The organism is Streptomyces sp. NPDC008238, from assembly GCF_042956445.1.
Taxonomy (GTDB): domain Bacteria; phylum Actinomycetota; class Actinomycetes; order Streptomycetales; family Streptomycetaceae; genus Actinacidiphila.
The window spans coordinates 423,988-446,737 of sequence record NZ_JBIBGK010000001.1 but is presented as its reverse complement, the minus strand read 5'-3'; the positions used below and the strand labels follow the sequence as shown (position 1 = coordinate 446,737).

23 protein-coding genes and 1 pseudogene are annotated in these 22,750 nt (G+C 74.7%); 7 read left to right on the top strand and 17 right to left on the bottom strand.

What is annotated here, in order from left to right; translation table 11 throughout:
- Positions 1 to 12 precede the first annotated feature (12 nt).
- The 11 genes and pseudogenes from ACFZAU_RS02085 to ACFZAU_RS02035 form a co-directional block, all read right to left on the bottom strand.
- The gene (locus tag ACFZAU_RS02085; RefSeq protein ID WP_500550650.1) at positions 13 to 1,638 is read right to left on the bottom strand and encodes an ABC-F family ATP-binding cassette domain-containing protein; all 1,626 of its coding nucleotides are present in this window, start codon (positions 1,636 to 1,638) and stop codon (positions 13 to 15) included.
- 138 nt (positions 1,639 to 1,776) lie between these two features.
- Positions 1,777 to 2,256: pseudogene (locus ACFZAU_RS02080) on the bottom strand (ATP-binding cassette domain-containing protein); the annotation flags it as partial.
- A 582-nt stretch (positions 2,257 to 2,838) separates the two neighbouring features.
- Positions 2,839 to 4,257 carry an ATP-binding SpoIIE family protein phosphatase gene (locus tag ACFZAU_RS02075; protein ID WP_500551107.1) on the bottom strand — a complete coding sequence of 473 codons (1,419 nt, stop codon included), beginning with the start codon at positions 4,255 to 4,257 and terminating at the stop codon, positions 2,839 to 2,841.
- Complete coding sequence (locus ACFZAU_RS02070; protein ID WP_500550649.1) at positions 4,188 to 4,613, bottom strand: hypothetical protein; 426 nt, start codon at positions 4,611 to 4,613, stop codon at positions 4,188 to 4,190. The genes ACFZAU_RS02075 and ACFZAU_RS02070 overlap by 70 nt, the downstream gene beginning before the upstream one ends.
- Positions 4,610 to 4,957 (bottom strand): hypothetical protein, encoded by a 348-nt coding sequence (locus tag ACFZAU_RS02065; RefSeq protein WP_500550648.1) that lies wholly within the window; start codon positions 4,955 to 4,957, stop codon positions 4,610 to 4,612. Before ACFZAU_RS02065 ends, ACFZAU_RS02070 begins: the two co-directional genes overlap by 4 nt.
- 64 nt (positions 4,958 to 5,021) lie before the next feature.
- Positions 5,022 to 5,372 carry a tetratricopeptide repeat protein gene (locus ACFZAU_RS02060; protein WP_500550647.1) on the bottom strand — a complete coding sequence of 117 codons (351 nt, stop codon included), beginning with the start codon at positions 5,370 to 5,372 and terminating at the stop codon, positions 5,022 to 5,024.
- Positions 5,373 to 5,499: 127 nt separating this feature from the next.
- The gene (locus ACFZAU_RS02055) at positions 5,500 to 5,823 is read right to left on the bottom strand and encodes a hypothetical protein (protein ID WP_500550646.1); all 324 of its coding nucleotides are present in this window, start codon (positions 5,821 to 5,823) and stop codon (positions 5,500 to 5,502) included.
- A gap of 151 nt (positions 5,824 to 5,974) precedes the next feature.
- Positions 5,975 to 6,310, bottom strand: a complete 336-nt coding sequence (locus tag ACFZAU_RS02050) for a hypothetical protein (RefSeq protein ID WP_499605536.1) — start codon at positions 6,308 to 6,310, stop codon at positions 5,975 to 5,977.
- 34 nt (positions 6,311 to 6,344) lie between these two features.
- Positions 6,345 to 7,100 carry a ferredoxin reductase gene (locus tag ACFZAU_RS02045; protein WP_500550645.1) on the bottom strand — a complete coding sequence of 252 codons (756 nt, stop codon included), beginning with the start codon at positions 7,098 to 7,100 and terminating at the stop codon, positions 6,345 to 6,347.
- Positions 7,070 to 7,669, bottom strand: coding sequence for a molybdopterin-dependent oxidoreductase (locus ACFZAU_RS02040; protein WP_500461774.1), 600 nt, complete (start codon positions 7,667 to 7,669; stop codon positions 7,070 to 7,072). The genes ACFZAU_RS02045 and ACFZAU_RS02040 overlap by 31 nt, the downstream gene beginning before the upstream one ends.
- Before the next feature lie 261 nt (positions 7,670 to 7,930).
- Positions 7,931 to 8,221 carry an aldo/keto reductase gene (locus ACFZAU_RS02035; protein WP_500551106.1) on the bottom strand — a complete coding sequence of 97 codons (291 nt, stop codon included), beginning with the start codon at positions 8,219 to 8,221 and terminating at the stop codon, positions 7,931 to 7,933.
- 240 nt (positions 8,222 to 8,461) lie between these two features.
- Between ACFZAU_RS02035 and ACFZAU_RS02030 the strand changes: the two genes are divergently transcribed.
- Positions 8,462 to 9,052, top strand: coding sequence for a TetR/AcrR family transcriptional regulator (locus tag ACFZAU_RS02030; RefSeq protein ID WP_500550644.1), 591 nt, complete (start codon positions 8,462 to 8,464; stop codon positions 9,050 to 9,052).
- A 54-nt stretch (positions 9,053 to 9,106) separates the two neighbouring features.
- Here the strand turns inward: ACFZAU_RS02030 and ACFZAU_RS02025 are convergent, their stop codons facing one another.
- The gene (locus ACFZAU_RS02025) at positions 9,107 to 10,369 is read right to left on the bottom strand and encodes an NAD(P)/FAD-dependent oxidoreductase (protein WP_500550643.1); all 1,263 of its coding nucleotides are present in this window, start codon (positions 10,367 to 10,369) and stop codon (positions 9,107 to 9,109) included.
- A gap of 180 nt (positions 10,370 to 10,549) precedes the next feature.
- On the opposite strand from ACFZAU_RS02025, the gene ACFZAU_RS02020 reads away from it, so the two are divergent.
- A complete protein-coding gene (locus ACFZAU_RS02020) occupies positions 10,550 to 11,701 on the top strand; it encodes a serine hydrolase domain-containing protein (protein WP_500550642.1) in 1,152 nt (383 codons plus the stop codon).
- A gap of 249 nt (positions 11,702 to 11,950) precedes the next feature.
- The gene (locus ACFZAU_RS02015; protein ID WP_499605552.1) at positions 11,951 to 12,139 is read left to right on the top strand and encodes a DUF4236 domain-containing protein; all 189 of its coding nucleotides are present in this window, start codon (positions 11,951 to 11,953) and stop codon (positions 12,137 to 12,139) included.
- A 22-nt stretch (positions 12,140 to 12,161) separates the two neighbouring features.
- Here ACFZAU_RS02015 and ACFZAU_RS02010 read toward each other — a convergent pair whose 3' ends face one another.
- Complete coding sequence (locus tag ACFZAU_RS02010; protein ID WP_500550641.1) at positions 12,162 to 12,764, bottom strand: GNAT family N-acetyltransferase; 603 nt, start codon at positions 12,762 to 12,764, stop codon at positions 12,162 to 12,164.
- 276 nt (positions 12,765 to 13,040) lie between these two features.
- On the opposite strand from ACFZAU_RS02010, the gene ACFZAU_RS02005 reads away from it, so the two are divergent.
- Together ACFZAU_RS02005 and ACFZAU_RS02000 are read left to right on the top strand one after the other, a co-directional pair.
- The gene (locus tag ACFZAU_RS02005; RefSeq protein WP_500550640.1) at positions 13,041 to 13,439 is read left to right on the top strand and encodes a YybH family protein; all 399 of its coding nucleotides are present in this window, start codon (positions 13,041 to 13,043) and stop codon (positions 13,437 to 13,439) included.
- 223 nt (positions 13,440 to 13,662) lie between these two features.
- On the top strand, positions 13,663 to 14,391 hold the full coding sequence (locus ACFZAU_RS02000; protein ID WP_500550639.1) for an SMI1/KNR4 family protein: 729 nt from the start codon (positions 13,663 to 13,665) through the stop codon (positions 14,389 to 14,391).
- 21 nt (positions 14,392 to 14,412) lie between these two features.
- Here the strand turns inward: ACFZAU_RS02000 and ACFZAU_RS01995 are convergent, their stop codons facing one another.
- A complete protein-coding gene (locus ACFZAU_RS01995) occupies positions 14,413 to 15,084 on the bottom strand; it encodes an enoyl-CoA hydratase-related protein (protein ID WP_500550638.1) in 672 nt (223 codons plus the stop codon).
- 208 nt (positions 15,085 to 15,292) lie between these two features.
- Here ACFZAU_RS01995 and tmpA point away from each other — a divergent pair, with 208 nt between their 5' ends.
- Together tmpA and ACFZAU_RS01985 are read left to right on the top strand one after the other, a co-directional pair.
- Entirely contained in the window at positions 15,293 to 16,930 is a 1,638-nt protein-coding gene (tmpA, locus tag ACFZAU_RS01990) for a 2-trimethylaminoethylphosphonate dioxygenase (RefSeq protein ID WP_500550637.1), read from the top strand.
- A 584-nt stretch (positions 16,931 to 17,514) separates the two neighbouring features.
- Positions 17,515 to 18,492 carry a helix-turn-helix domain-containing protein gene (locus tag ACFZAU_RS01985; RefSeq protein ID WP_500550636.1) on the top strand — a complete coding sequence of 326 codons (978 nt, stop codon included), beginning with the start codon at positions 17,515 to 17,517 and terminating at the stop codon, positions 18,490 to 18,492.
- 12 nt (positions 18,493 to 18,504) lie between these two features.
- On the opposite strand, the gene ACFZAU_RS01980 is transcribed toward ACFZAU_RS01985, so the two are convergent.
- The 3 genes from ACFZAU_RS01980 to ACFZAU_RS01970 form a co-directional block, all read right to left on the bottom strand.
- Complete coding sequence (locus ACFZAU_RS01980) at positions 18,505 to 19,593, bottom strand: PP2C family protein-serine/threonine phosphatase (RefSeq protein ID WP_500550635.1); 1,089 nt, start codon at positions 19,591 to 19,593, stop codon at positions 18,505 to 18,507.
- A 173-nt stretch (positions 19,594 to 19,766) separates the two neighbouring features.
- Positions 19,767 to 20,486 carry a hypothetical protein gene (locus ACFZAU_RS01975; RefSeq protein ID WP_500550634.1) on the bottom strand — a complete coding sequence of 240 codons (720 nt, stop codon included), beginning with the start codon at positions 20,484 to 20,486 and terminating at the stop codon, positions 19,767 to 19,769.
- Between the two features lie 95 nt (positions 20,487 to 20,581).
- On the bottom strand, positions 20,582 to 22,666 hold the full coding sequence (locus tag ACFZAU_RS01970) for an ATP-binding SpoIIE family protein phosphatase (RefSeq protein ID WP_500550633.1): 2,085 nt from the start codon (positions 22,664 to 22,666) through the stop codon (positions 20,582 to 20,584).
- Between the last annotated feature and the right edge of the window lie 84 nt (positions 22,667 to 22,750).

The window sequence follows — 22,750 nt, the reverse complement described above, 5'->3', positions numbered from 1 at the left end:
GCCCGGTACGGGTCACGAGGCGTCCAGCCGCAGCTCGCGGCCGCTCCAGCGGGAACGCAGCCGGCGGTCGTGGCTGGCGACGACGATCGCGCCCGGTCCCGGGCCGAGCGCGTCCTCCAGCTCGTCCGCGAGCCGCGGCGAGAGGTGGTTGGTGGGCTCGTCGAGCAGCAGCAGCTCGGGCGGGTCGGCCACCAGCAGCGCCAGGGCCAGCCGGCGCCGCTGCCCGACGGACAGCTGCCCGACAGGCCGGTCCAGCTCCGGGGCGCCCAGCAGCCCGAGGTCGGCCAACGGCACCGCCTCCGCGCGCCCGGCGCCGAGCGACGCCAGGTAGGTCTCCCGTGCCGTGCGGTGCGGCCGCTCGAAGACCGTGTCCTGGGTGAGCAACCCGACGGTCAGGCCCTCCCTGCGGCGTACGCTGCCCGCCGCCGCCAGCCGCCCGGCGAGCACCGCCAGAAGGGTCGACTTCCCCGCGCCGTTCACACCGGTGACCAGCAGCCGGTCGGCCGCCGGCACGTCGAGGCGGTCCAGGGTGAGCCTGCCGGGCACATGGACGTCGCGCAGCGCCAGGAGGACGCCCTCGGCGGACCGGGCGGCGAGCGCGGCAGCGCGGAACCTCAGCGGCTCCGGCGGCCTGGCGACCTGGTCGCGCTCCAGTTGGCCCAGTCTGCGGGCGGCGTTGCGCACGCGGCGGGAGATCTGCTGCTGCACACGGCCGCCGGAGTGGCCGTAGCCCATCTTCTCGTTGTCGCGCTTCGGCCGGTCGTGCGCGACCCGGTGCGCGGTGACCTCCACCGACCCCCGCAGCTGGTCGAGTTCCTCCTGCTCGGCCTCGAAGCGCCGCTGCCAGCGGGCCCGTTCCGCGTGCTTCTCCTTCAGGTAGGCGCTGTAGTTGCCGCCGTGGCGGACCGGGCCGTCCGCCGCCGGGTCGAGGTCGATCACATCGGTGCAGACGGCGTCGAGGAAGGCCCGGTCGTGGCTCGCGACCACCACGGCGCCCGGCAGGCCGCGCAGTTGTTCCTCCAGGAAGGCCGCGGCGGTGTCGTCGAGGTGGTTCGTCGGCTCGTCGAGCAGGAGCGCGGTGGGCCGTCGCACCAGGAGCGCGGCGAGCGCCAGCCGGCCGCGCCGACCGCCGGACAGCCGCGCCAGTTCGCGGTCGCGGGTGACGTCCCCGAGGCCGAGACCGGCGAGCACGACGTCGGCGCGGCGGTCGGCGTCCCAGGCCTCCTGGGTCTGTGCGGTGTCGAGCGCCGCCGCGTACGCGTCGAGCAGTTCGCCGTGGCCGGGCGCGTCCTGCGGGGTCGCGGCGAGGGCGTCGGCGAGACGGTCGAGCTCGGCCAGCGACCGGCGCGCCTCGCGCAGGGCGTCGTCGAGGACGTCGCCGACGGTCGCGCTGCCGGGGAAGGGCAGTTCCTGGCGCAGGAAGCCCAGGTCGGGAGGGCGGACCACGGTGCCGGCCTCGGGTTCGGCCACTCCGGCGAGCAATTCGAGGAGGGTCGACTTGCCGGCGCCGTTCTCGCCGACGAGACCGATCCGGTGCCCGGGGGCGGCGGTGAGGGAGAAGCCGTCGAGCACACGTCGGCCGCCGAAGGTGCGGACGAGGTCGTGGGCGGACAGGGCGGACAGGACTGGCTGGTTCACGGCATCACCAGGGGAAGGGGTCGCAGGCCCCGGCCGCCGTGACGGCGGCCGGGGCGGGGAGGACGGGGGGCGGGGAGGACGGCGGGGCGGGGAGGACGGCGGGGGCGGGCCCGGACCGGGGCCGGGCGCGGAGCCGGGCTACGCGGGAGCGGCGCCGGTCTCCCGCAGCCGCCCCTCCGGAAGGTGCGGTCGGCGCCCGGCGCCGATCCGCTCGATGCAGCGCTCGTCGTGGCTGACCAGGTCGAGGTTGTCGGTCGGCTCGTCCAGGAGCAGGTGCGGGGCGGGCTCGGCGCACAGGAAGCGGGCCGGGACGGCGCGCAGGCGTTCGCCCCCGGACAGCACCCGGACCGGCAGGTGCGCACGCGAACCCCGGAACGGGAAGCGGGCGAGCGGGTTCATCCGCTCGCCCGCCGGTGCGGCCGGGGCGAACCGCGCGAGGTTCTCGGTCACCGTGCGGTCGGCGTCCGGCCCGTCGAGACGTTGCGAGAGGTGGGCGACGCCGCCGTCGGCGCGCCTGACCAGACCGCCCTCCCCGGGTTCGGGGTCGCCGTGGAGCAGGCGCAGCAGCGTGGACTGGCCGGCGCCGTCGCGGCCGGTCAGGGCGATCCGCCCGCCGCCGTCGGTGAAGGACAGGTCCTGAAGGACGGGGGTGCCGTCAGGCCAGGAGAAGGGCAGATGGGCGCAGATGACGTACGCGTCGGACATGGGTGGGCCCTCGGGAGGTCGCCGCGCACGGCGAAGGCGCCGCCGCGCGGGAAGGGAGGTGTGGGAAGGCATGACGAAACGGCCACGGCGCCGGCGCATCGTGCGCACCCGCCGGTGGCCGAGGAGACCCGGTATCACCCGGAGATGTCGTCGTCACCCGCCACGTTCTGACTCCCTTGGTTCCCGATTCGGAGATCCGCGCCACCCTAGCAGCCGCCCCGGGAGGCCGGAGAGCGGTCGTGCCCGGGAGGAGCGGAACGACCACGCCGGGGTACCCCGAGGTCACCGCCCGGGACCGGGGCGCGTCCGCGACGGGTTCGGCTCTGCGTCCGGGGCGGGGCGTGCTCCCGGAACCCGGGGTCCGTCGCGGCGTCCCGATCGCGCACCGCGGAAGACGGTCCGCGACGTCCGCCTAGTTGCCCTCCCCTGCCACCCCGCCACCGGTTGGGTCCGGGCGAGAGGGCGGCGTGCGGACGAAGAGGGCCCCTGCCCGCGTCAGGCGTCCGTCAGCTCCTGCTCGGCCCAGATCGTCTTGCCGGTCTCCTCGTAGCGGGTGCCCCAGTGCCGGGTGAGGGAGGCGACGAGGAAGAGACCGCGGCCGCCCTCGTCCTGCAGCCGCGCGTGGCGCAGGTGCGGCGCGGTGTCGGCGTCGTCGTGCACCTCCACGGTCAGTGCCCGGTCGAGGATCAGCCGCAGCCGGATGGGGCCCTTCGCGTGCCGGACGACGTTGGTGGCGAGTTCGCTGACCACCAGGTCGGTGACGGGTGCGTGGTCCTCCAGCCCCCACTCCGCAAGCCGACCGTGCGCGGCACGGCGGGCCTCGCGGACGGAGGACGCCTCCGCGGGGAAGGTCCAGCTGGAGATGTGGCCGGGTTCGATGACCCGGGTCCTGGCCACCAGGATGGCGGAGCCGTCCTGCGGGGTCGCACCGCGCAGCACCTTGTAGACGATCTGGTCGCACACCTCCTTGGGGGACGTCCGGGGATCGGCGACCACCTCGTGCAGCCGGCTGAGCCTCTCCTCCGCCTCGGCGGGGTGCCGCCGCTTGCTGCCGTCCGAGTACAGCGTCAGCAGGCGCCCGGCCCGCAGCCGTTTCGTCACCGTCTCGTAGGGCGAGCCCTGGCCGAGCTCCGCCCCGGGCGGCACCTCCAGCGTGCTCACCACCCCGTCGTTCGTCACCGTCTCGTAGGGCGAGCCCTGGCCGAGCCCCGCCCCGGGCGGCACCTCCAGCGTGCTCACCACCCCGTCGGGGGCGGTCACCAGCGGGGCGGCGTGCCCGGCGGTGGCCGCCGCGCACTCCCGGGTGACCGGGTCGTACGTCACGTACAGGCAGGAGGCGGTGAACGGCGGCCGCGCGCGGTGCAGCGTGACGGGGTCCGCGTCCTGCTCCAGCGCCAGCCGGCGGCCCACGTCGTCGAGGTGGGCCAGCAGTTCGTCGGGCGGGAGGTCCATCGCGGCCAGCGTGGAGGCGGCGGTCCGCAGCCGCCCCATCGCGGTGGACGCCTGCAGGTCCTCGCCGGGGACGTACCCGATGACCAGCCCCACCCGGCAGCTCGACAGGGGCAGGACGTCGAACCAGTGGGCGCCGTAGCGGCCCGGCATGTAGCAGTGCGAGGACCGGACCGCCGCCGCCTCGGGCGGCATGCGGGGCAGCAGGCTGCGCTGCAGCGTGGTCGCGACCGTGTGCTCGCGGGTGAAGCGGCGGGCGTTGTCGACGCAGATCGCGGTGCAGGTGGCGAGCTGGGTCGCGAGCGACAGGTCCTCCTCGTCGAAGGAGGACGTCCGCGGGTCGCCCCGGTAGAAGCTGGCCAGGCCCATGACGAGCCCGTGGACGGTCAGCGGCGTCACGATGAGCGAGTGCGCCCCGGAGCGGGCGATGAAGTCCGCGCGCGCGCCCGGTCGTGCACCAGCCAGCCGCCGGAGGACGGCACCGCCTCCACCAGCCGCGGCCGCAGGTCGCCCAGGGCCTGCGTGTACGGCGTGGGGAACGCGAAGTGGCTGGCGCTGCCCACGGCGTAGGCGCCGTACTGCCCGTCGCGGGACGAGAAGGCGGCGCGGCGCATCGGCAGCCGGACCGTGACCGGGCCGACGGGCGCGTCCCCGGTCAGCACGGACTCCATGAGGTCGACCGCGACGGCGTCCGCGAAGCACGGCACCGCCATGTCGGCCAGTTCCTGCGCGGTGCGCAGCGGGTCCAGCGAGTTGCCGATGGTGGCGCGCGCGATGTTCAGCAGGTCCAGTTCCCTGCGCTTGCGCAGTTCCTCCGTCACGTCGTGGACCATCGCGGCGACGCCGATGGCCCGCCCGTCGTCCCGCAGGGTGTAGCCGGTGACGGCGTAGTCGTGGAGGGTGCCCGGATCGGTGGCCGGTCGGAGACCGCGGAGCCGCTGTCCAGGACCTCCTGCATGACGGGTGAGAGCGGGATGCCGTCGTCCAGGTCCGCGAGCGCGGCGCCGACGACGGCGTCCTCGGGCAGGCCGCGCACGGCGAGCGCCGCGGGGTTGGCCCGCAGGACGCGCAGTCGCAGGTCGTACACCTCGAGGGCCGTCCTGGCCTGCTCGAACAGGGCCTTTTCGTAGATGCCCGCCCCGTCGGGGGCGCCGGTGCCGCTCACGCTGACGGTCCGCGCCCGGGTCGCTGGTCACGAGGCACGGTCCACCTCCCATCGACCCACCCAGTTAACCCGCCGATGGTCCGGCCGCGCCACCGGGGGCGGAGCGGCGGCGGACGGGGCGTCCGGCCCGGTCGACGAGCCGCAGCGCCTTCGCCGGCCACTCGCGGGCCTCCTCGGTGCGTCCCTGCTCCAGGCCATGCCTGCCCGGGTGCCGGCAGCAGAAGGAGAGCAGGTCCGGTGCGTGTTCCTCGGCCAGGCGCAGGGCCTGCCGGTAGTGGGGCCCGGCCGCGTCCGGGGCACCGGCGCAGCGGTGGGCGTCGCCCAGGTTGATGTGCACGGCGACGGCGAACCGCTCGTCGGCGAGCGCAAGTGAGCGCTCCAGGAATGCGACGGCCTCCTCGTGGCGGCCCAGCACCAGGAGTCCCGGGCCCGCCCGGCGCAGCGGGCCCGGACCGTCGGGGGGTCCGTCGACAGGGCGGCCACCGCGCGTGCCAGGGCCGTGCGGTCCGTGGGCACCATGCGCCCGGAGTCGTCCAGGGTGATCAGGTGCTCCACGCCGTCGCGCACCCGCCTCCCGCGGAGGAGGCCCACCGGTCCTCCGTGCCACCGGCGCGGTCGGGGGCGGTGAGGTAGGCCCAGCCCAGGGGGTTCCAGCACAGCCGGCGCACCTCGACGCCGTCGATCACGGCGTCCTCCCGTGCCGCGCGCTCGTAGGCGTCCGCGGCACGGTCCATCGCGGTCCGCACCGCGTCGTCGGCGTCGGCGGCCTCTCCGACCACGTAGTAGTGGCTGCGCACGGCACCGCGGGGGGTGCTGAACTGCAAGCCCACGAACCATCGGTCCCCGGGGGCGGCGGTGGCAAGCATCGGCACTGCTCTCCTCGTTCGGGTCTCCGTGGCGGCCGTGTCCCGGACCACCACCCGTCGATCCGTTGGAACAGCGGGCGCGGCGCCCTCCATCGCAGGACGGGCAGGCCCCGGTGAACCTGGGAACGCCGGTACCACCCCGGCGCGGGGGTCAGGCCCCTTCGGCGGGCCGGTGACGGACGGCGCAGGTGAAGACGCCGGAGCCGGACCGCTCGCACTCGACGTACGCGGCGGTCCCGGCCTCCGCGGCGGGCGGGCGCCAGGGCATGACGGCCTCGCCCGCGAGCAGTGCCTCCAGGGTCTGCAGCCGGGGGTCGCGCAGGGCCGGGTGGTGCTCGTAGCCGGCCGCACCGAGCGCGAGGGCGACGGCCATGCCGAGCAGGTTGACCTCCGTCGGCCTCTCGGGCGGTGCCGTGCCCTGCTCCGGGTGGAGGCGGACGCCCTCGTCGGGCACCTCGATCAGGCGGGCCGCGTAGCGCTCGGTCATGGCCGGTGGTCTCCTCAGGTGCGGTGACGCGGGGTCAGCCCCCGCTGGGGCCGAAGCGTTCGGTGCGGATGCGGTCCGGATGGTGCCCCAGGGCCACCAGCAGTCCCGCGGCCGTCTCGACGAAGCCGGTGGGTCCGCACACGTAGCAGGTGGGTTCGAAGTCCGCGGGCCAGCCCCATTCCGCCAGGTCGCGCGCCTGGATCCGGCCCGCGGGGCGGGGGCCGCCGTCCGGTGCCGAACGGGTGTAGAGGTAGGTTGTGTCGACGCCGGGCGCGCCCCGGTCGAGTTCGGCGGCGTAGAACCGGTCTTCGGGCGTGCGCACGGAGTACAGCAGCCGGAACGGGGCGCGGCTGCCCGCGGCGGCGCGGCCGCGGAGCATCGCCATGAGGGGGACGAGCCCGGAGCCGCCGCCGACCAGCAGGACCGGCTCGGTCTGCCCGGGGTGCCAGACGAACCAGCCGCCGACGGGGCCGCGGATCTCGACGGCGTCCCCCACGGCGAGGTCGTCGGTCAGGTAGGGCGAGACCTCACCGTCCTCGACGCGCTGGACGGTCAGTTCGACCCGGTCGCCGTCGGCGGCGGACGCCAGGGAGTAGCTGCGCTGGGTGCTGTAGCCGTCCTCCGCGGTGAGCCGGACGTCGACGTGCTGGCCCGGCAGGTGGCCCGGCCAGCCGGGCACGTCGAACACGAGGGTCCACGCCGCCACCGACTCGGTTCGCCGTTCGGCCAGTTCGGCCGCCTGCCAGCGCAGGCGGTCGCCTAGTCGCCTTGGTACCGCTGTTCGCGCCATGGGTCTCCGTAGTCGTGGTAGCCGACGCTCTCCCAGAAGCCGGGCTCGTCCTCCAGGAGCAGCCGGATGCCGCGGACCCACTTCGCCGACTTCCACAGGTACAGGTGCGGGACCAGCAGCCGGGCGGGACCGCCGTGCTCGGCCGCGAGTTCGTCGCCGTCGTACTCGTGGGCGATCCACGCCTGCCCGTCGAGGAGGTCCTCCAGGGGCAGGTTGGTGGTGTAGCCGCCGTAGGAGTGAACGAGGGCGTACTCGGCGGCGGTCTCGACGTCGGCGAGCAGCGTGTCGAGGGAGACGCCCCGCCAGTGGGTGCCGAACCTGGACCACTTCGTCACGCAGTGCAGGTCGACCGTCGGCGTCTCGGCGGGCAGCGCGACGAGTTCCGCCCAGTTCCAGCGGTGGCGGGTGCCGTCCTCGGTGACGACGGTGAACTCCCAGTCGTCGTGGGAGATCCGCGGGGTGGGACCGGCGGACATGACCGGGAAGTCGAAGGTCTCGTACTGTCCCGGCGGAAGCTTGTTGCCCGACGTGGGGCGCCGGCCGTGGAATCCGCGCGAGATGATGGGCATGCCGCGCCGTCCTTCCTCTGCTCGCCGCCCCGGCTCGCCCGTGGTGCGGATCCCCAGCATCGCGGACCGGAGGGATCCGGTCCACCGGAGCCCGCGGGGCGGCGGCCCCCGTCGCGGTGACCGGTGCCGCCTCCGCCGCACGGGATCAGGCGACCGGCCGCACCGGCCCGGCCACCAGGGAGGCGTCGCCGCCGCGGAGGCGGCCCATCATGCCGGCGGTGGCCTCGTGGGGGACGCCGAGCGGTACGGCGCTGACCTCGCTCAGGCGCGTGTACTGCTCGGGGCGAGCCTTACGTCGAGCGCGCCGAGGTAGTCCTCGAGCTGGGTGGTGTTGCGCGGGCCGATGATCGGCACGAAGGAGGTGGCGGCGCGGGCGGCGCGCTCGCGGAGCCAGGCCACGGACACCTGCGCCGGCGTCGCCCCGGTCTCCTCGGCGACGGCCAGGACGGTGTCGACGACCGCGGTCTTCCGGGCGGAGGACTCGGTGTGGATCAGCGTCTTCAAGTCGCTGAGCCGGCCCTCGGAACCGCCTCGGTACTTGCCGGTGAGCAGGCCGCCGCCGAGCGGGGACCACAGGGCGGCACCGAGCCCGAGGCCCTCGGCCCATGGGCAGCAGCTCGCGGTCGGCGGTCCGCTCCACGAGGCTGTACTCGACCTGGATGCCGGCGACGGGGGCCAGGTTCCGCAGCTCGGTGAGCGTGACGGCTCCGGCGACGCGCCAGGCGGGGAAGTTCGGCAGCGCGAGGTGCAGGGCCGTTTCCGGTGAAGTAAAACGATCGGTATCCTCGACGCATGAGCGACACACCCTCCCCCGTACGCCGGCGCAGTGGCCGAGGCGCCCGGGAGCGGATCCTCAAGGCGGCGACGGAGCTGTTCATCGCCCAGGGGGTCAACGCGACCGGGATGGACCAGCTGGCCACCGTCGCCAACGTGTCGAAGCGCACCCTGTACACGCACTTCGCGAGCAAGGACGACCTCGTCCAGGCCTACCTGAGCGCACTCGAGGACGGCCTGCTCCCCCCCGAGGTGGTCCCCGGGGAGCCCTGCCCGGACCCGCGGGGGCAGCTCCTGGCGATCTTCGACTGGCGCCCGCGGACGATGGACGGCCCGCTGCGCGGCTGCCCCTTCCTGAACGCCGCCGTCGAGGTCCCGGACCCCGGCCACCCGGTCCACGTGCTGGTGGCCGCCTACAAGACCGAGTTCGCCCGCAGGCTGTCCGCCCTCGCGCGGCAGGCCGGTGCCCGCGACCCCGAGGAACTCGGCGAGCGGCTCGCCCTGCTGTACGACGGCGCCGTCTCGCGCAGCACCGCGCTGAACGCGAGCGGCCCGGGCGCCCACGCCCGCGCCATCGCCACCGTGCTGGTGGACGCCGCGATCGACTGAGCGCCCGGGCGCACCGCCGCCCCCGGCACCCGGGGGCTCCGGGAACTCAGGCGCTCAGCGCAGCCGCGTCGCCGCCCTGCGGCGGTCCGACAGCACCTCGCGGGCCGCCCGCGTGCCCGAGGCCAGCGCGCCCTGGAGCGACCCGGTCGCCCGGTGGTCGCCGCACACATGGCGCCCCGGGGCGAAGCGGGTCGTGCGGGTCATCGGATGGGGCGCCGGCATCGCGGGCAGGGCCTCGCGCACGGTGCAGCGGTGCAACGGCTCCCAGGCGGCGGCGTCCGCGCCGTACGCGTCCGACAGCGCGGCGGTCAGGGCCGGTTCGTCGGCGGGGCCCGGCGCGCCGAGCACCGAGGTCGCCACCAGGGCGCGGCCGTCCGGGGAGAGTCCGGGCTGCACCTCGGTGAGGACCACCGTGTTGAGGAAGCGTCGGCGTTCGTCCACCATCAGCGTCGGCTCGGCGAGCGGCGACCCGTCGGCGGCGTGGTAGTAGGTCGTCACGGTCCGGGTGGGCGGGGTCGTGAGGCCGGGCAGCAGGCGTGCGGCCGCTCTCGGTCCGGTGGCCACCACCACGACGGGCGCGGCGAGGTCCGTGCCGTCCTCCAGCAGCACCCCGTCGCCGGTCAGTTCGCGCACCGGGGCCTCGGTGCGGACCGTGCCGGCGGGCAGTCGCCCGGCGAGCTGCGCGGGCACGGCGCCGATCCCCTCGGCGGGCAGGGCGAGGGTGCCGCGCAGCATGCTGCGCCAGACGAAGTGGAAGAAGCGGCTGGAGGTCTCCAGTTCGTCCTCCAGGAAGACCCCGGACAGGAACGGCCGGAACAGGGTCTCCACCAGTTCGGGCGAGATGCCCGCGGCGGCCAGCGCGGTGAGCGTCGTGGTGTCGGCGCCCGCGCGCAGCCTGCCCGCGGGCAGCACCATGTCACGGGCGCTCAGGACGCCCAGCGCCGCCAGGTCGCGCCCCGACGCGAGCCGGCCGGGCAGCAGGTCGGCGGTCGCGTACGGCGGGCGGGTCGGGTCGGCGAAGCGCAGCCGACCGCTGGAGGTGTGCACCAGGACGCCGGGGGTGAACGGCCGCAGCCGCAGCGCCTCCAGCTCCAGACGGCGCCTCACCTGGGGGTAGGAGGTGTTGAAGACCTGGAAGCCGCGGTCGAGGAGGAAGCCGCGGTGCCGGTCGGTGCGCATCCGTCCGCCGACGGCGTCCGAGGCCTCCAGCACCCGTACCGTCAGGCCCGCCACGACGAGGTCCGCCGCGCAGGCCAGCCCGGCGGCGCCCGCCCCGACCACGATCACGTCACAGCGGCCACCGCGTTCCTGCTGCATGGATCCGGTGCCCTTTCCTCCGTGTACACCCCGATACGGGCCGGCCTTCGGTACGCTACGCGGATGCCCGGGGCCGCCCCCTGCAACACACCGCCGAACGGGGCGCCGCCCGCGCACCGATGAGTCCTCGTCGCTCCGGGGGTCCTTCCCGGTGACGGCACACGAGGGAAGGTGGAGGCGATGGAGCCGCGGCTGCGCGAGGTCCTGCAGGCGTTCGTGGACGACGGGTCGGTGCCCGGGGCGGTGGGCCTGGTCGCGCGCGGCGACCGGGTGGAGGTGGCGGCCGTGGGGACGCTGGGCGTCGCGGACCCGGCCCCCATGGCCAGGGACTCGCTCTTCCGCATCGCGTCGATCACCAAACCGGTCGTCGCCGCGGCGGTCATGATGCTCGTCGACGACGGGCTCGTCGCCCTCTCGGACCCCGTCGCCGCCTGGCTGCCCGAGCTGGCCGGGCCCGTGGTCGTCCGCACCCCGGCGAGCGCGCTCGACGACGTGGTGCCGGCGGCGGCGCCGATCACCGTCCTCGACCTGCTGACCTCGCGCGCCGGTTACGGATTCCCCGCGGACTTCTCCCTGCCCGCGCTCGCCCCGCTGTGCGGCGAGCTGCTGCAGGGACCGCCCCGGCCGCAGCAGGTCATGGCGCCGGACGCCTGGATGGCGACGCTGGGCGGGATCCCCCTGCTGCGCCAGCCCGGTGAGGCCTGGCTCTACAACACGTGCTCCGACATCCAGGGCGTCCTGGTCGCGCGGGTGTCCGGCCGTCCGCTGCCCGAGTTCCTGGCGGAGCGGATCTTCGGACCGCTGGGCATGACCGACACCGGCTTCTCCGTACCGCCCGACGGCATCGGCCGCCTCGCCGGCTACTACCGTCCGGATCCGCCGGGAGGTCTCGAGCTGGTGGACGCCCCCGGCGGGCAGTGGAGCAGCCCTCCGGCGTTCCCGTCCGGCGCGAGCGGCCTGGTGTCCACCGTCGACGACTGGTACGCCTTCGGCAGGATGCTGCTCGCGGGCGGCACCGCGGGCGGCCGGCGGCTGCTGTCGGAGGAGTCCGTGCGCCTGATGACGACCGACCACCTGCCGCCGGAGGAGCGCGGCGCGAACGAGCTCTTCCTGGAGGGCCAGGGCTGGGGGTTCGGCGGGTCCGTGGACGTCGTGCCTCTCGCCCCCTGGAACGTGCCGGGACGCTACGGCTGGATCGGCGGGACCGGCACGGCGGCGCACATCGTCCCGGCCACGGACACGGTGACGGTGCTGCTCACCCAGGTCGAACTGACCGGCCCGGCGGCCCCGGCGACGATGCGCGCGTTCTGGGCCCACGCGGCCGGGGCCTGAGCCCCGCGCGGTCACCCGCCCCCGGGTTCCGCCGAGAGGAAGACCGGGGTGACCGAGCGGGGTAACGCCGACGGTGTCCCCGGCCCGGCGCAGCGGCACGGGGGCGCCGAAGGCGTCGGTCGGGTGCCGTTCGAGCTCGGCCCCGGGGGCTGACCCGGCGTCGCACGACTCCGCCGCGAAGAGCCCCTGATGAAAGGGCGTCAGCAGGGCACACGTACTCCAGACCGCACTCTCGCAAAGGAGCACGACATGCCCCTGCACTTCCGCAAGTCGTTCCGGATCCTGCCCGGCGTCCGCCTGAACATCAACAAGCGCTCGCTGTCCATCACCACCGGGAGCAAGGGCGTCCACCACACGGTCAACACCCGCGGTGAGCGCACCGAGTCCGTCGACCTGCCGGGGCCGTTCTCCTGGCGGCGCACGCGCAAGGGGCACTGACGCCCTCGGCGGCCCCCCGGCCTCATTCGAGGATCCAGCCCGCCATCCAGCGTTCCCGCACGGCCGGCCACTCCGCGGCGACCAGGGAGTAGTAGACGGTGTCGCGCCACGACCCGTCGACGCGGCGGCAGTGCCGACGCAGCACGCCCTCGCGGATGCCGCCGATGCGGGAGACCGCGTCCTGGGTCGGCAGGTCCAGGTCGTCCAGGCGCCACTGGACGCGCCCGAAGCCCAGGTCCTCGAAGGCGTAGTAGACCAGCATGAAGTGGGTCTCCAGGTGCACCGGGCTGCCCCACAGGGCGGGGTCCAGCCAGCTCCAGCCGATGTCCACGCGCTCGTCGACGACCGAGACGTCGATGTACGCGGCCCATCCCGACGGGCGCTCCGTGGCGTGCGGGACGACCGCGAACACCACGGACTCCCCCGCCGCCGCCTGCGCCAGCCGCTGTTCCACCAGCGACGCCATCTCGCCCGGTGAACCCGGTGGTGTCGTCGACAGCCAGCGCCACATGCCGTCGTCGGCGCGCGCGGCGGCGAACAGCGCGGGTACGTGCAGCGGCGACAGCGGGACCAGCCGCGCGTACCGGCCGTCGATGGTGACCGGAGCAGGGAAGCGGAGTGCCATGCCCGCACGCTAATCCGGCGGGCACGCCACCGCACCGACTCACGGGATTCCCGCCCACGCGCCCCACGCGCACCGTTTCTCGGGGCTCGGTTCGCCTCCGGGGCGCCCTCTGCACCTGTCGACAGTCGACCATGCTCGGCTCCTCGTCCCTCGGAGCCTCCGCGTGCTCTCCTTTTCGACAGGCGCGCGCCCCTTCGGCTCACTCGCGGGGGACCCCCGGGTGGCAGGATGACGCCGGTGGGTGTCCGCCGCGCGGGCGGCACGGGAGGGGCCGGCATGCGGGACGACGAGGCACGGATCCGGGCGCTGGTGGAACGCTGGGCGGAGGCGGTGCACCGCGGCGACCTGGACGCGGTGGTCGCGGACCACGCCGAGGACATCGTGATGTTCGACGTCCCGCCTCCCCACGACGGCGTCCGTGGCCTGGCCGCGTACCGGGAGGTGTGGCCGCCGTTCTTCGCGTGGCAGGCCGGCGGCGCCGCGTTCGAGCTCGTGTCCCTGGAGGTCACCGCCGGCGACGACGTGGCGTTCGCCCACGCCCTGCTCCGCTGCGGAACCGCGGAGGACTTCGCCGCGGACCCCGGACTCCGGCTGCGGCTCACGCTCGGGCTGCGCAAGCACGAGGGACGCTGGCTGGTGGCCCACGAGCACCACTCCTTCGCCGTCGCCGGCTGACCGGGCCGCGAGCGGCGGGGCAGAGTGGCCCGGATCGCGGCGACCGGGCCGCCTCCGCGTGGTGGCGGCCGGTCCCGTGACGGTGCCGCGCGCACCGCCGGGAGCCGTGCGGCGGGCCCTTCCTCCTCGCGGCGGGCCGCGCCCTCCACGTGCCCTCGCGGTCGTCGCGCTGCGCGCGGTCCGCGGTGGCGGACGCGGAGCGGCGGCGCGATAACGTGCGCGCATGACAGACGACTTCGACGTGCGGCGGGAGCTGGCCGCGGGCATGACGGACCCGGCCCGGGCCCTGCGGTTCGTGCGCGGCTTCGCCGGCCACTGGCTCGTGCCGCTGCGGGACGGCGACGGGTGCGGTGAGCCGGAACTGGCCGCCGCCGAGGAGCGCCTGGGCTTCGCCCTCCCCGCCGTGCTCCGCGACGCCTACCGGCTCTTCGGCCGGCGTCCGGACCTGACCAGCAACCACGACAGGCTGCTCACGCCGGCGGAACTGCACGTGGACCCCCGCGAGGAGGCGCTGGTCTTCCGGTACGAGAACCAGGGCGCCGCGTCGTGGGGCGTCCTCCTCACCGATTTGCACAGGGCCGATCCGCCGGTCGTCATGAAGCCGGACCTCGCGGACACGTCGGCCGAGCGGTGGTCGGGGTGGCTGGACCGCTTCTCGTGGGCCTGCGTCGAGATCGTGCTGTCGGAGTCGCTGCACGGGCCGTCCGGGCTCGGCGACTTCCGCGACGACCTCGACGAGGCCGAATTCGAGTCCCTGGGGGGCCGGTTCACCCCGCTGCCGTTCCCCGCCTACCCGGCCGGTGAGGACCCGGGCACGCGCTGGTTCGCCGGGACCGACGTCATACTCCGCGAGGACGACCGCGCCTTCCTGTGGGCACGGGCCCGCACCGGGGAGGCGCTCGACCGGGTGCGCGACGACCTGCCCGGCAGCTGGTTCCACGACCCCCGCTGACCCCGGCCCCCGGCGCGCGGCTCAGCCCAGGGGGACGTCCTCCTGACGGAGGGCGGCCAGCGCGGGACCGTACATACGGGTCTTGATCGTGCCGAGGGTGGGACCCGCCTTCCCCGCCAGGGGACGGGCGAGGGCGACGGCCGCCGCGCGGACCTCGTCCTCGCCCGCCGTACGGTCGACGATGCGCTCGGCCAGCGCGTCGGAACCGCCGTAGCGGCGCGCGGTGGTCATGGCCTCGTGGGCCGTCTGCGGGTGCAGGCGGGCCTGGATGAGGGCCGACATGCCCGGCGTGAACGGGATGTGGATGTCCGCCTCCGGCAGGCACCAGAAGCCCCGGTCGGCACGCATCACGCGCAGGTCGTGGGCCAGGGAGAGCATCGCGCCCGCGGCGAAGGTGTGGCCCTGCAGCGCGGCGACGGTGGCCACCGGCAGGGTCAGGAAGCGGGCGAGCAGCGCCTGCACGCCGGTGACGTACGCGCCGGCCCGGTCGCCGTGGGCGGACAGCCACTCCAGGTCGAGTCCGTTGGACCAGAACTTGCCGGTGGCCGCGGTGACCAGGGCGCGCGGCCCCTCCGCCTTCTCCACCTCGTCGAGGAGCGCGTCGAGGGACGCGATCCAGTCGGGGTGGAAGCGGTTCTCGGTGTCCCCGAGGTCGAGGATGAAGACGTCGTCCTGGCGGTCGAGCGTGGGCATGGCTGCTCCGTGGGTTGGTGGGCGGCCCGGGGACGTACCTACCGGTCGGTAACTGACCGCCATGCTACAAGCAACGCCGCCCCGTGTCCCCCCGCCGCGCACGCCGGGGCGTTGTTCGCCGCCGCGCCACGTCCAGGTCACCTCCAGGTCGCGTCCGCCTGTGACGGTCGGCGAAGTTGGCTATACAACTTTGCCCCGAGGAGTGACCGTGTCCGCCCTGCCCAGCTTCCCCGTCGGTGACCTGCCGGCGATGTGGCTCCGTGACAACTGCCCCTGCGCCGAGTGCCGCGACCCGCGGTCCGGCCAGAAGCTGTTCCAGATCAGTTCCCTGCCCGACGGGCTGCGGGTGGGCTCGGCGGCCGACGCCGCCGGGGACGGGGAGCCCGCCGTGGCGGTGGTCTGGGAACCCGACGGGCACCGCTCGTCGTACTCGCTGGCGTGGCTGCAGGCCGTCCGGCCCGGCCGGACCGGGCACGGTGACCTGCGCAGCGAGGCCGGGAAGGAGCTGTGGACCGCGCGCGAGGTCGCCGGACGCCTGCCCGAGGCCGGCTGGGAGGAGTACGCGGGCGACCCGGGCGTGCGGGCCCGGATGCTGGAGTCCGTGCTGCGGCTCGGGTTCATGCTGCTGCGCGGTGTGCCCGGGCGCGAGGGCCAGGTGCTCGAAGTGGCGGAGACCTTCGGGTACGTCCGCGAGACCAACTACGGCAAGCTCTTCGACGTACGCGTCGAGCCGGACCCCAACAACCTGGCCTTCACCTCGGCCGCCATCACGCCGCACACCGACAACCCGTACCGGGACCCGGTTCCGACGCTCCAGTTGCTGCACTGCCTGGTCAACGACGCGGCCGGCGGCGACTCCGGTCTCGTCGACGGCTTCGCCGCGGCCGCGCTGCTGCGCCGCGAGGACCCGGAGGCGTTCGACGTGCTCACCCGTACGCCCGTCCCGTTCGTCTTCCGCGACGCGGGCACCGTGCTGCGCGCCGACCGCCCGCTGATCGGCACCGACCCGCTGGGCCGCGTGCGGGAGGTGCGGTTCAACAACCGCTCGATCGGCACGCTGCGGATGGCCGCGGACGAGCTGGAGGCGTTCTACACGGCCTACCGCACCTTCGCCGACCTGCTGCTCCGCCCCGAACTGCAGCTGGACCTGCGCCTGACGCCCGGCGACTGCCTGGTCTTCGACAACACCCGGCTGCTGCACGCCCGCACCGCCTTCGCCCAGGACGGGGCGCGCCACCTGCAGGGCTGCTACGCCGACCTGGACGGGCTGGCGAGCACCCTGGCCGTCCTGCGCCGTGCGGACACCCTGGACCCGCTCGCCGAGCTGTTCGCGGGCGCGGTGTCCGCGGAGTACCTGGGCGAACCCGTCACCATGGCCCAGCACATGCTGCAGGCGGGCGCCCTGGCCGAGGCCGCCGGCGCCCCGCCGCACCTGGTGGCCGCCGCGCTGCTGCACGACCTCGGGCACGTGCAGGGCGACGTCGTCACCGGCCACCACCTGATGAGCGGCAGCGACAACCGGCACAGCCACACCGGCGCCGACCTGCTGGGCCGCTGGTTCGGCCCCGAGGTCACCGAGCCGGTGCGGCTGCACGTGGCCGCCAAGCGCTACCTCTGTGCGGTCGAACCGGGCTACCACGACCGGTTGTCCGAGGCGTCGAAGTACACCCTGGAGGTCCAGGGCGGTGTGATGACGCCCCGTCAGGCAGCGGAGTTCGCCGGGCTGCCGGGGGCGGCCGACGCGGTCGCCGTCCGCCGCTGGGACGAGGAGGCGAAGGACCCGGACGCCGTCACGCCCCCGTTCGAGCACTTCCTCCCGCTGCTCGCCTCGCTGCTGCGCGGCTAGGGCGCGTCGTCACATGAGCTCCCCCAGCCACCGCTGGGAGGTGCCCAAGGTGCGGTGCGGCGGAGAGTCGTCCTCGTAGTGGGCTACTCGGACGATGCGACAACGCAGCGTGGGGGCACCGCCCAGCGGAGCTGGGGGAGCGTCGCTGGGTGGGGGCACCCCCGGCCGAAGGTGGGGGGAGGGCATGTGACGACACGGCCTGGGCCGCCAGGTGCCGGCGCCCCCTCTCGTTCCCCCTCGTGTCCGCGCGACGAGGGCGCCGGCGCACCGGGCGAACGCCGCCCGCCGCCGCGGCCCGCGCCCCCGAACCGCCCCCGGCGGCGGGCGGCTTGGCGGGGGCATGACCGTGACACGCACCGGCGGATCCGGCACCCCGCCCGCGGCCGGGCCGGCGGGCCCGTGCGGCTTTCCCGCAGTTCCGCGGCGCCCGGCTGCGGGTTCCCCGCACAGTCGGGACGCCCCGTACACCGGCCGTCCGGGACGGTTATCGTGGCAGCAGCGGTCGCTCGGGCGTGCCCCCTGCGAAGCGACTCCACTCGGGGACCGGAATTCCTGTGACCGGCTCCCCTCGAGGGAGGGGCATCGTGATCGAGTCCTTTCACACCGACGTCGTCCCGCCCGACGAAAGGGGGGAATTCTGGACGGAGACGGTCCGGAGCTCCTTCACCCAGCTCGAGGTCAGCTGTCACCGAAGTGTCGCCCTGCACGGTTCCCTCCGGCGCACCTCCGTCGGCGCGATACGCGTGGGGCACGTCGAGGCGAGCGCCCAACGCATGGCCCGGACACCGGAGATGGCCACCGCCGACGGCGTCGGCGCACTCATCGTGAGCCTTCAGGCGGCGGGCAACAGCGTCGCGGTCCAGGACGGACGGGAAATGCTCCTCACCGCGGGACAGCTGCTCCTGCTCGACACCCGGCGGCCCTTCGTCCGCGACTTCCCGGGGGGTGTGTTCCAGAACGCCGCGGTCGTCCCCCTCGAACTCCTCGACCTTCCCGACGCGATCCTGCTGGACGTCACGGGCCGGACCTACCCTCCCGAGCACTACGTCGCGGCGATCCTCGCCGCGTACGTGAACCGGCTCGCGACCGCGGCCGCGGCCGGCAGTTGCGTGACCGGGCCGAAACGGTTCCTGCAGCGCGGCCTGGTCGACGTGCTGACCGCGCTGGCCACCGGGGAGACCCGGCGCGACCCGCAGGCGCCCGGCTCCGGGGCGACGCTGAGACTCCGCGTCCGCGAGTACATCCGGGCGCACGCGGACGAGCCCGGGCTGACCCCCGCCACCATCGCGGCCGCGCACCACATCTCCGTGCGGTACCTGCACAAGCTGTTCCACGACGAGAACCGGACCGTCGGCCGCTTGATCCAGCACCTGCGGCTGGAGGCCTGCCGGAACGACCTCGAGCGTCCCGACCTGGCCGGCCTGACGGTCGAGGCGATCGCGCACCGGCGGGGGTTCGGCAGCCACGCCCACTTCAGCCGTGCCTTCCGCGCCGCGTACGGCATGTCCCCGGTCGAGTGGCGCGGCAGGGCGGCCGGCCCGGGCCGACCCGGGGGACCCTGACGAGCGGCGGCTTCACCCGGGGCCCGGGGGCGACCGGTCCGGGCGTACGGGGCGTGCCGGGCTCGTGTCGCCCGACTGGTCCTGACCGGCCGGCTGGCGGGGGATCGCGCCGCTGCCCTCCTCCTGCCTGCGGGCCAGCGCGATCATCGCGAGGTCGTCCGCCGGGAGGACACCGCAGTGGGCCACGACGTCGTCGAGGATGTCCCCCAGGATCCCGTAGAGCCGGCCCTCCCCGCCGGCGAAGCGCCCCTTCGACATCCAGGTGAGGGCGTGCTCCAGCAGCGGGAAGCAGACCCCTGCGCAGTCGCGGGCCTCGATGAGGCCGTCGGTGTACAGCAGGAGCGTGTCGTGCGGGCCGAACAAGAAGGTGCATTCGTGCGCCTCGGCGTCGCACAGCGGGCCGAGCCCGAGCGGCGGGCAGGGAACGCCCGGCAGGAGCCGCACGTCGTCGGGCCGGACCCGGACGGGCGGCGGATGGCCGTAGTTGACCATCCGGGCGACGGTGTCCCCGTCCGGCACCTCCACCATCAGCACCGTCACGAAGCGTTCGTCGGTCTCGGAGGCCGCGCCGTCGCCGGTGTCGGCCAGGTGGCGCAGGTAGCTCTCCTCCAGCCGCAGGGACAGCTCGGTCAGCGAGGCGGTCCGCGGGGCCCATTCACGGAAGGCCCCGAGGACGGCGGCGACGTCCAGGAACGAGGACAGTCCCCTACCGCGCACGTCCCCGATGATGAGCCGGGTCGCCCCTGCGGTGCGCGCGACGGCGTACAGGTCGCCGCCGACCAGCTCCCTGCCCCCGCACGGACGGTAGACGGAGGCGAGCAGCAGGCCGCCCACGCGCGCGGGCAGCGGCCGCAGCAGGACACCGCGCACCACCTCGGACGCCTCACGGGCGGCCTTCGCACGCCGGTGGTCCCGCCACCGGAGCCAGCCGTGCGCCAGCACGACGACCGACGCCGTGACCGGGAACGCCACCCGCACCCGGGGGCACGACAGGACGACGGCACAGACCGTCGCCACCCCCATCAGGGCCCCCGCACCGACCGCGTGCCACACCAGTGCCGCGTCCTGCGACCTGTCCTCGAACTGCTTCGTGCCGCTCATTCGCTGCCTCCCATCCTGCGCTGCGCAGCGCGGGGCCGGCCGGACGGCACGTGCGCGCGGTCCGGACGTGGTGGTCAGCACGACCGTAGGGGCGGGGGGACGGCGGATCTTGACACCCAGCGCATGGCACCTTGACCGATCACGCACTGGCCGCGCCGGTGCCGCGTCGTACGTCAGCCGAAGTGGATGTCGCCGAGGTCGATCGCGACCATGACCTCGTCGCGGAGGGGGTGGCCGGCGGCGTCGCGGCGGTAGGCCCGGCGCCTGGTGGGCACGACGATGCCGTCCGCTTCCACGGTGTCGTACACGTACTGCGCGGTGGCGAAACCGCCCGCCACGTCGACGTGGTAGTCGTGCCTGCGGAGCAGGTGGTCGGGGCCGAAGTAGAAGTCCTGGTGGGTGCTGTGGCCGGCGATCCAGGGAGGGAAGGCGGCGCGCAGGCCGCGCCAGAGCTCGTCCCCCTCACGCCACGGCTCGATCCCGGTCACGGTGAAGCCGGGCATGGTCAGCAGGAACGGCGTGGTCAGGTAGGTCCACATCGCGTAGCCGTTGAAGTAGGCACGGTCCAGCGGGTCCCAGGGGGTGTCGAGGGTGTGGCCGGCGAAGGACGACCGCGGGTCGTCGCGCACGGCCACCGTCCGCCCGTCGAGCGTCTCGATGCTCACCCGCCGCGGCGTGAAGTCGGTCTTCAGGTCGGGGGCGCCGAAGGGTGTGACGGAGGCACGCTGCTCGTGGAGCAGCGCTGTCATCTCGCGTGGCTCGGAATCCTGCGGCAGGCCCTTGGCCGCGAACAGGAGTCCTCCGCTGACCAGGGTGGCCCGCACCCGGGTCAGCGCACTCCAGCGCGCGCTTCCGCCGTGTGCCTCGACGGCCGCGCCGAGCAGTTCGTCCACGTGGATCCCTGTCCTTCCCGGCCGGTGGGCCGGCCGTGCCGGCCCCGCTCAGGCACTGTTGTGGCCGATGCTCGCCCCGCCGTCGACGCGGGGCCCTACCGTACGGAGGTGTCCCCGGCCCTCCAGGGGCCCAGGTCCGGGAGGGCGATCTCGGCCCAGATGGTCTTCCCGTCGGGGCGTTGCCTGGTGCCCCAGCGCTCGGCGAGCCGCGCCACGATGAACAGCCCCCGCCCGCCCTCGTCGAGCATGCGGGCGCGGCGCAGGTGCGGTGCGGTGTTGCTGGCGTCCGACACCTCGCAGATCAGCGTGTCCTCGCGGATGAGCCGCAGTTGGACCGGGCCCGAGCCGTAGCGGATGGCGTTGGTGACCAGCTCGCTGATGACCAGCTCCGTGGTGAACGCCAGCTCGCCCAGGTCCCAGCCCTCCAGCCGGGACGCGGCGAGGTCGCGGGCGCGGGCGACCTCGGCGAGGTCCTCGGTGAGGTTCCACGAGGCGGCGTGCGTGCCGTCGAGCTCCATGGTGCGGGCGATGACGAGGGCCACATCGTCCCGCGACCCTTCTGCCGCCACCGTGTGCAGGACGTGGTCGCACATGTCCTCGAGCGAGGAGAGCGGCTCGGACAGGGCCTTGCGGAGGGCTCCGAGGCCTTCGTCGATGCTGTGTCCGGGGGATTCGACGAGGCCGTCGGTGTAGAGGGCGAGCCGTGTGCCGGCCGGCAGTTCCAGTTCGGCCGTCTCGAAGGGGAGCCCGCCCACGCCCAGCGGCGGACCGGCGGGGATGTCGAGGTACTCGACGTCCGATCCGGGGCGTATGACGGCGGGCGGCGGGTGGCCGGCCCTGGCCGCCGTGCACCGGCGCGACAGCGGGTCGTAGATCATGTACAGGCAGGTCGCCACGATCTCGCCGGCGGCCGGTCCCGTCGCGCGATTCGCGTCCCTGGCGTCGCCGGCGACGTGGTGCCGGGTGACGACGTCGTCGAGGTGGGTGAGGAGCTCGTCGGGCGGCAGGTCGATGTCGGCCAGTGTGCGTACGGCGGCGCGCAGCCGCCCCATCGTCGCCGAGGCGTGGACGCCGTGGCCGACCACGTCGCCGACCACCAGGGCGACCCGGGCGCCGGAGAGCGGGATGACGTCGTACCAGTCGCCGCCCACGCCCGCGAACAGGCCCGCGGGCAGGTAGCGCGTGGCCGCCTCCACCGCCGGTTGCCTCGGTGCGGACGGCGGGAGGAGGCTCCGCTGCAGCGCGAGGGAGGTGTTGCGTTCACGGGTGTAGCGGCGGGCGTTGTCGACGCACACCGCGGCCCGGGCCCCGATCTCCTGGGCCAGGAGCAGGTCGTCGGCGTCGAAGAAGTCCCGGTCCGGGGAACGCGAGAACAGCGCGGCGCCGAGGGTCACCCCGCGTGCGCGCAGGGGTATCGCCAGCGCCGAGTACGCTCCGCCCGTGCCCGTGCCCGTGCCCGTGCCCGTGCCCGTGCCCGCGGCGCCGGGCACGGGGGCGCCGTCGGTGACCTCCAGCAGCTTCGGCGTGCCGGTGAAGAGCCCAGGGGTGGCTTCCGCCGCCTCCCGGTAGACGACGCTCCCGCCCGGCCGGACACCGCCGGGAGCCGGCGCCGCTCCCGCCTCGGCGGTACGGCGCAGGGTGAGGTCGCCCGTACCGGGCCGCAGCACGGGTTCGTCGCCGTTCAGGACGCTCTCGAAGAGGTCCACGGTGGCGTGGTCGGCGAAGCGGCGCGCGGCGACCTCGGCCAGTTCCTCGGTGGTTCGCGCCGCGTCGAGAGTGCTGCCGACCCGGCTGCTGGCCTCGCTCAGGAGCGCGAGCCGCTCGCGGGCGATCACCAGGCGCCGGAAGCGGTTCTCGCCCGCGACACGGATGCTGCAGACGGCCCAGCTCACGCCCAGGGCCAGGGCCAGGGCCGTGATGATCGTGATCTGGTTGGCCCGCCCCATGTCCCGGAGCAGGACCCCGTAGAGCCCGACGGCGGCGGCCAGGTTGAACACTCCGACGATCACGGTCTCCCGCACCGGCAGCAGGGCACTGGCCACGACCGGGATGAGGACGGCGTACTCCGCTATGCCCATGACGTGCACGTCGGCGGCCGCCAGCGCCAGCCGCACGACCGAGATCAGCACGACGCTGAGGAGCAGGAGGACGAAGCTCTTGCTGAGTCGGACCGGACGCACGCGGTGCACCTCCCAGAACCGGGAGCGGGGCTCACGACGGCCTCCGCCCGCGGTTCCCTGACAGGCGGGGACTCGCCCCTGGGT

Bases quoted from the DNA above. Each gene is read 5' to 3' on its own strand.
- ACFZAU_RS02055 (WP_500550646.1), bottom strand. From the start codon at position 5,823: ATGCTTGCCACCGCCGCCCCCGGGGACCGATGGTTCGTGGGCTTGCAG.
- ACFZAU_RS02050 (WP_499605536.1), bottom strand. From the start codon at position 6,310: ATGACCGAGCGCTACGCGGCCCGCCTGATCGAGGTGCCCGACGAGGGC.
- ACFZAU_RS02045 (WP_500550645.1), bottom strand. From the start codon at position 7,100: ATGGCGCGAACAGCGGTACCAAGGCGACTAGGCGACCGCCTGCGCTGG.
- ACFZAU_RS02040 (WP_500461774.1), bottom strand. From the start codon at position 7,669: ATGCCCATCATCTCGCGCGGATTCCACGGCCGGCGCCCCACGTCGGGC.
- ACFZAU_RS02030 (WP_500550644.1), top strand. From the start codon at position 8,462: ATGAGCGACACACCCTCCCCCGTACGCCGGCGCAGTGGCCGAGGCGCC.
- ACFZAU_RS02025 (WP_500550643.1), bottom strand. From the start codon at position 10,369: ATGCAGCAGGAACGCGGTGGCCGCTGTGACGTGATCGTGGTCGGGGCG.
- ACFZAU_RS02020 (WP_500550642.1), top strand. From the start codon at position 10,550: ATGGAGCCGCGGCTGCGCGAGGTCCTGCAGGCGTTCGTGGACGACGGG.
- ACFZAU_RS02015 (WP_499605552.1), top strand. From the start codon at position 11,951: ATGCCCCTGCACTTCCGCAAGTCGTTCCGGATCCTGCCCGGCGTCCGC.
- ACFZAU_RS02010 (WP_500550641.1), bottom strand. From the start codon at position 12,764: ATGGCACTCCGCTTCCCTGCTCCGGTCACCATCGACGGCCGGTACGCG.
- ACFZAU_RS02005 (WP_500550640.1), top strand. From the start codon at position 13,041: ATGCGGGACGACGAGGCACGGATCCGGGCGCTGGTGGAACGCTGGGCG.
- ACFZAU_RS02000 (WP_500550639.1), top strand. From the start codon at position 13,663: ATGACAGACGACTTCGACGTGCGGCGGGAGCTGGCCGCGGGCATGACG.
- ACFZAU_RS01995 (WP_500550638.1), bottom strand. From the start codon at position 15,084: ATGCCCACGCTCGACCGCCAGGACGACGTCTTCATCCTCGACCTCGGG.
- ACFZAU_RS01980 (WP_500550635.1), bottom strand. From the start codon at position 19,593: ATGAGCGGCACGAAGCAGTTCGAGGACAGGTCGCAGGACGCGGCACTG.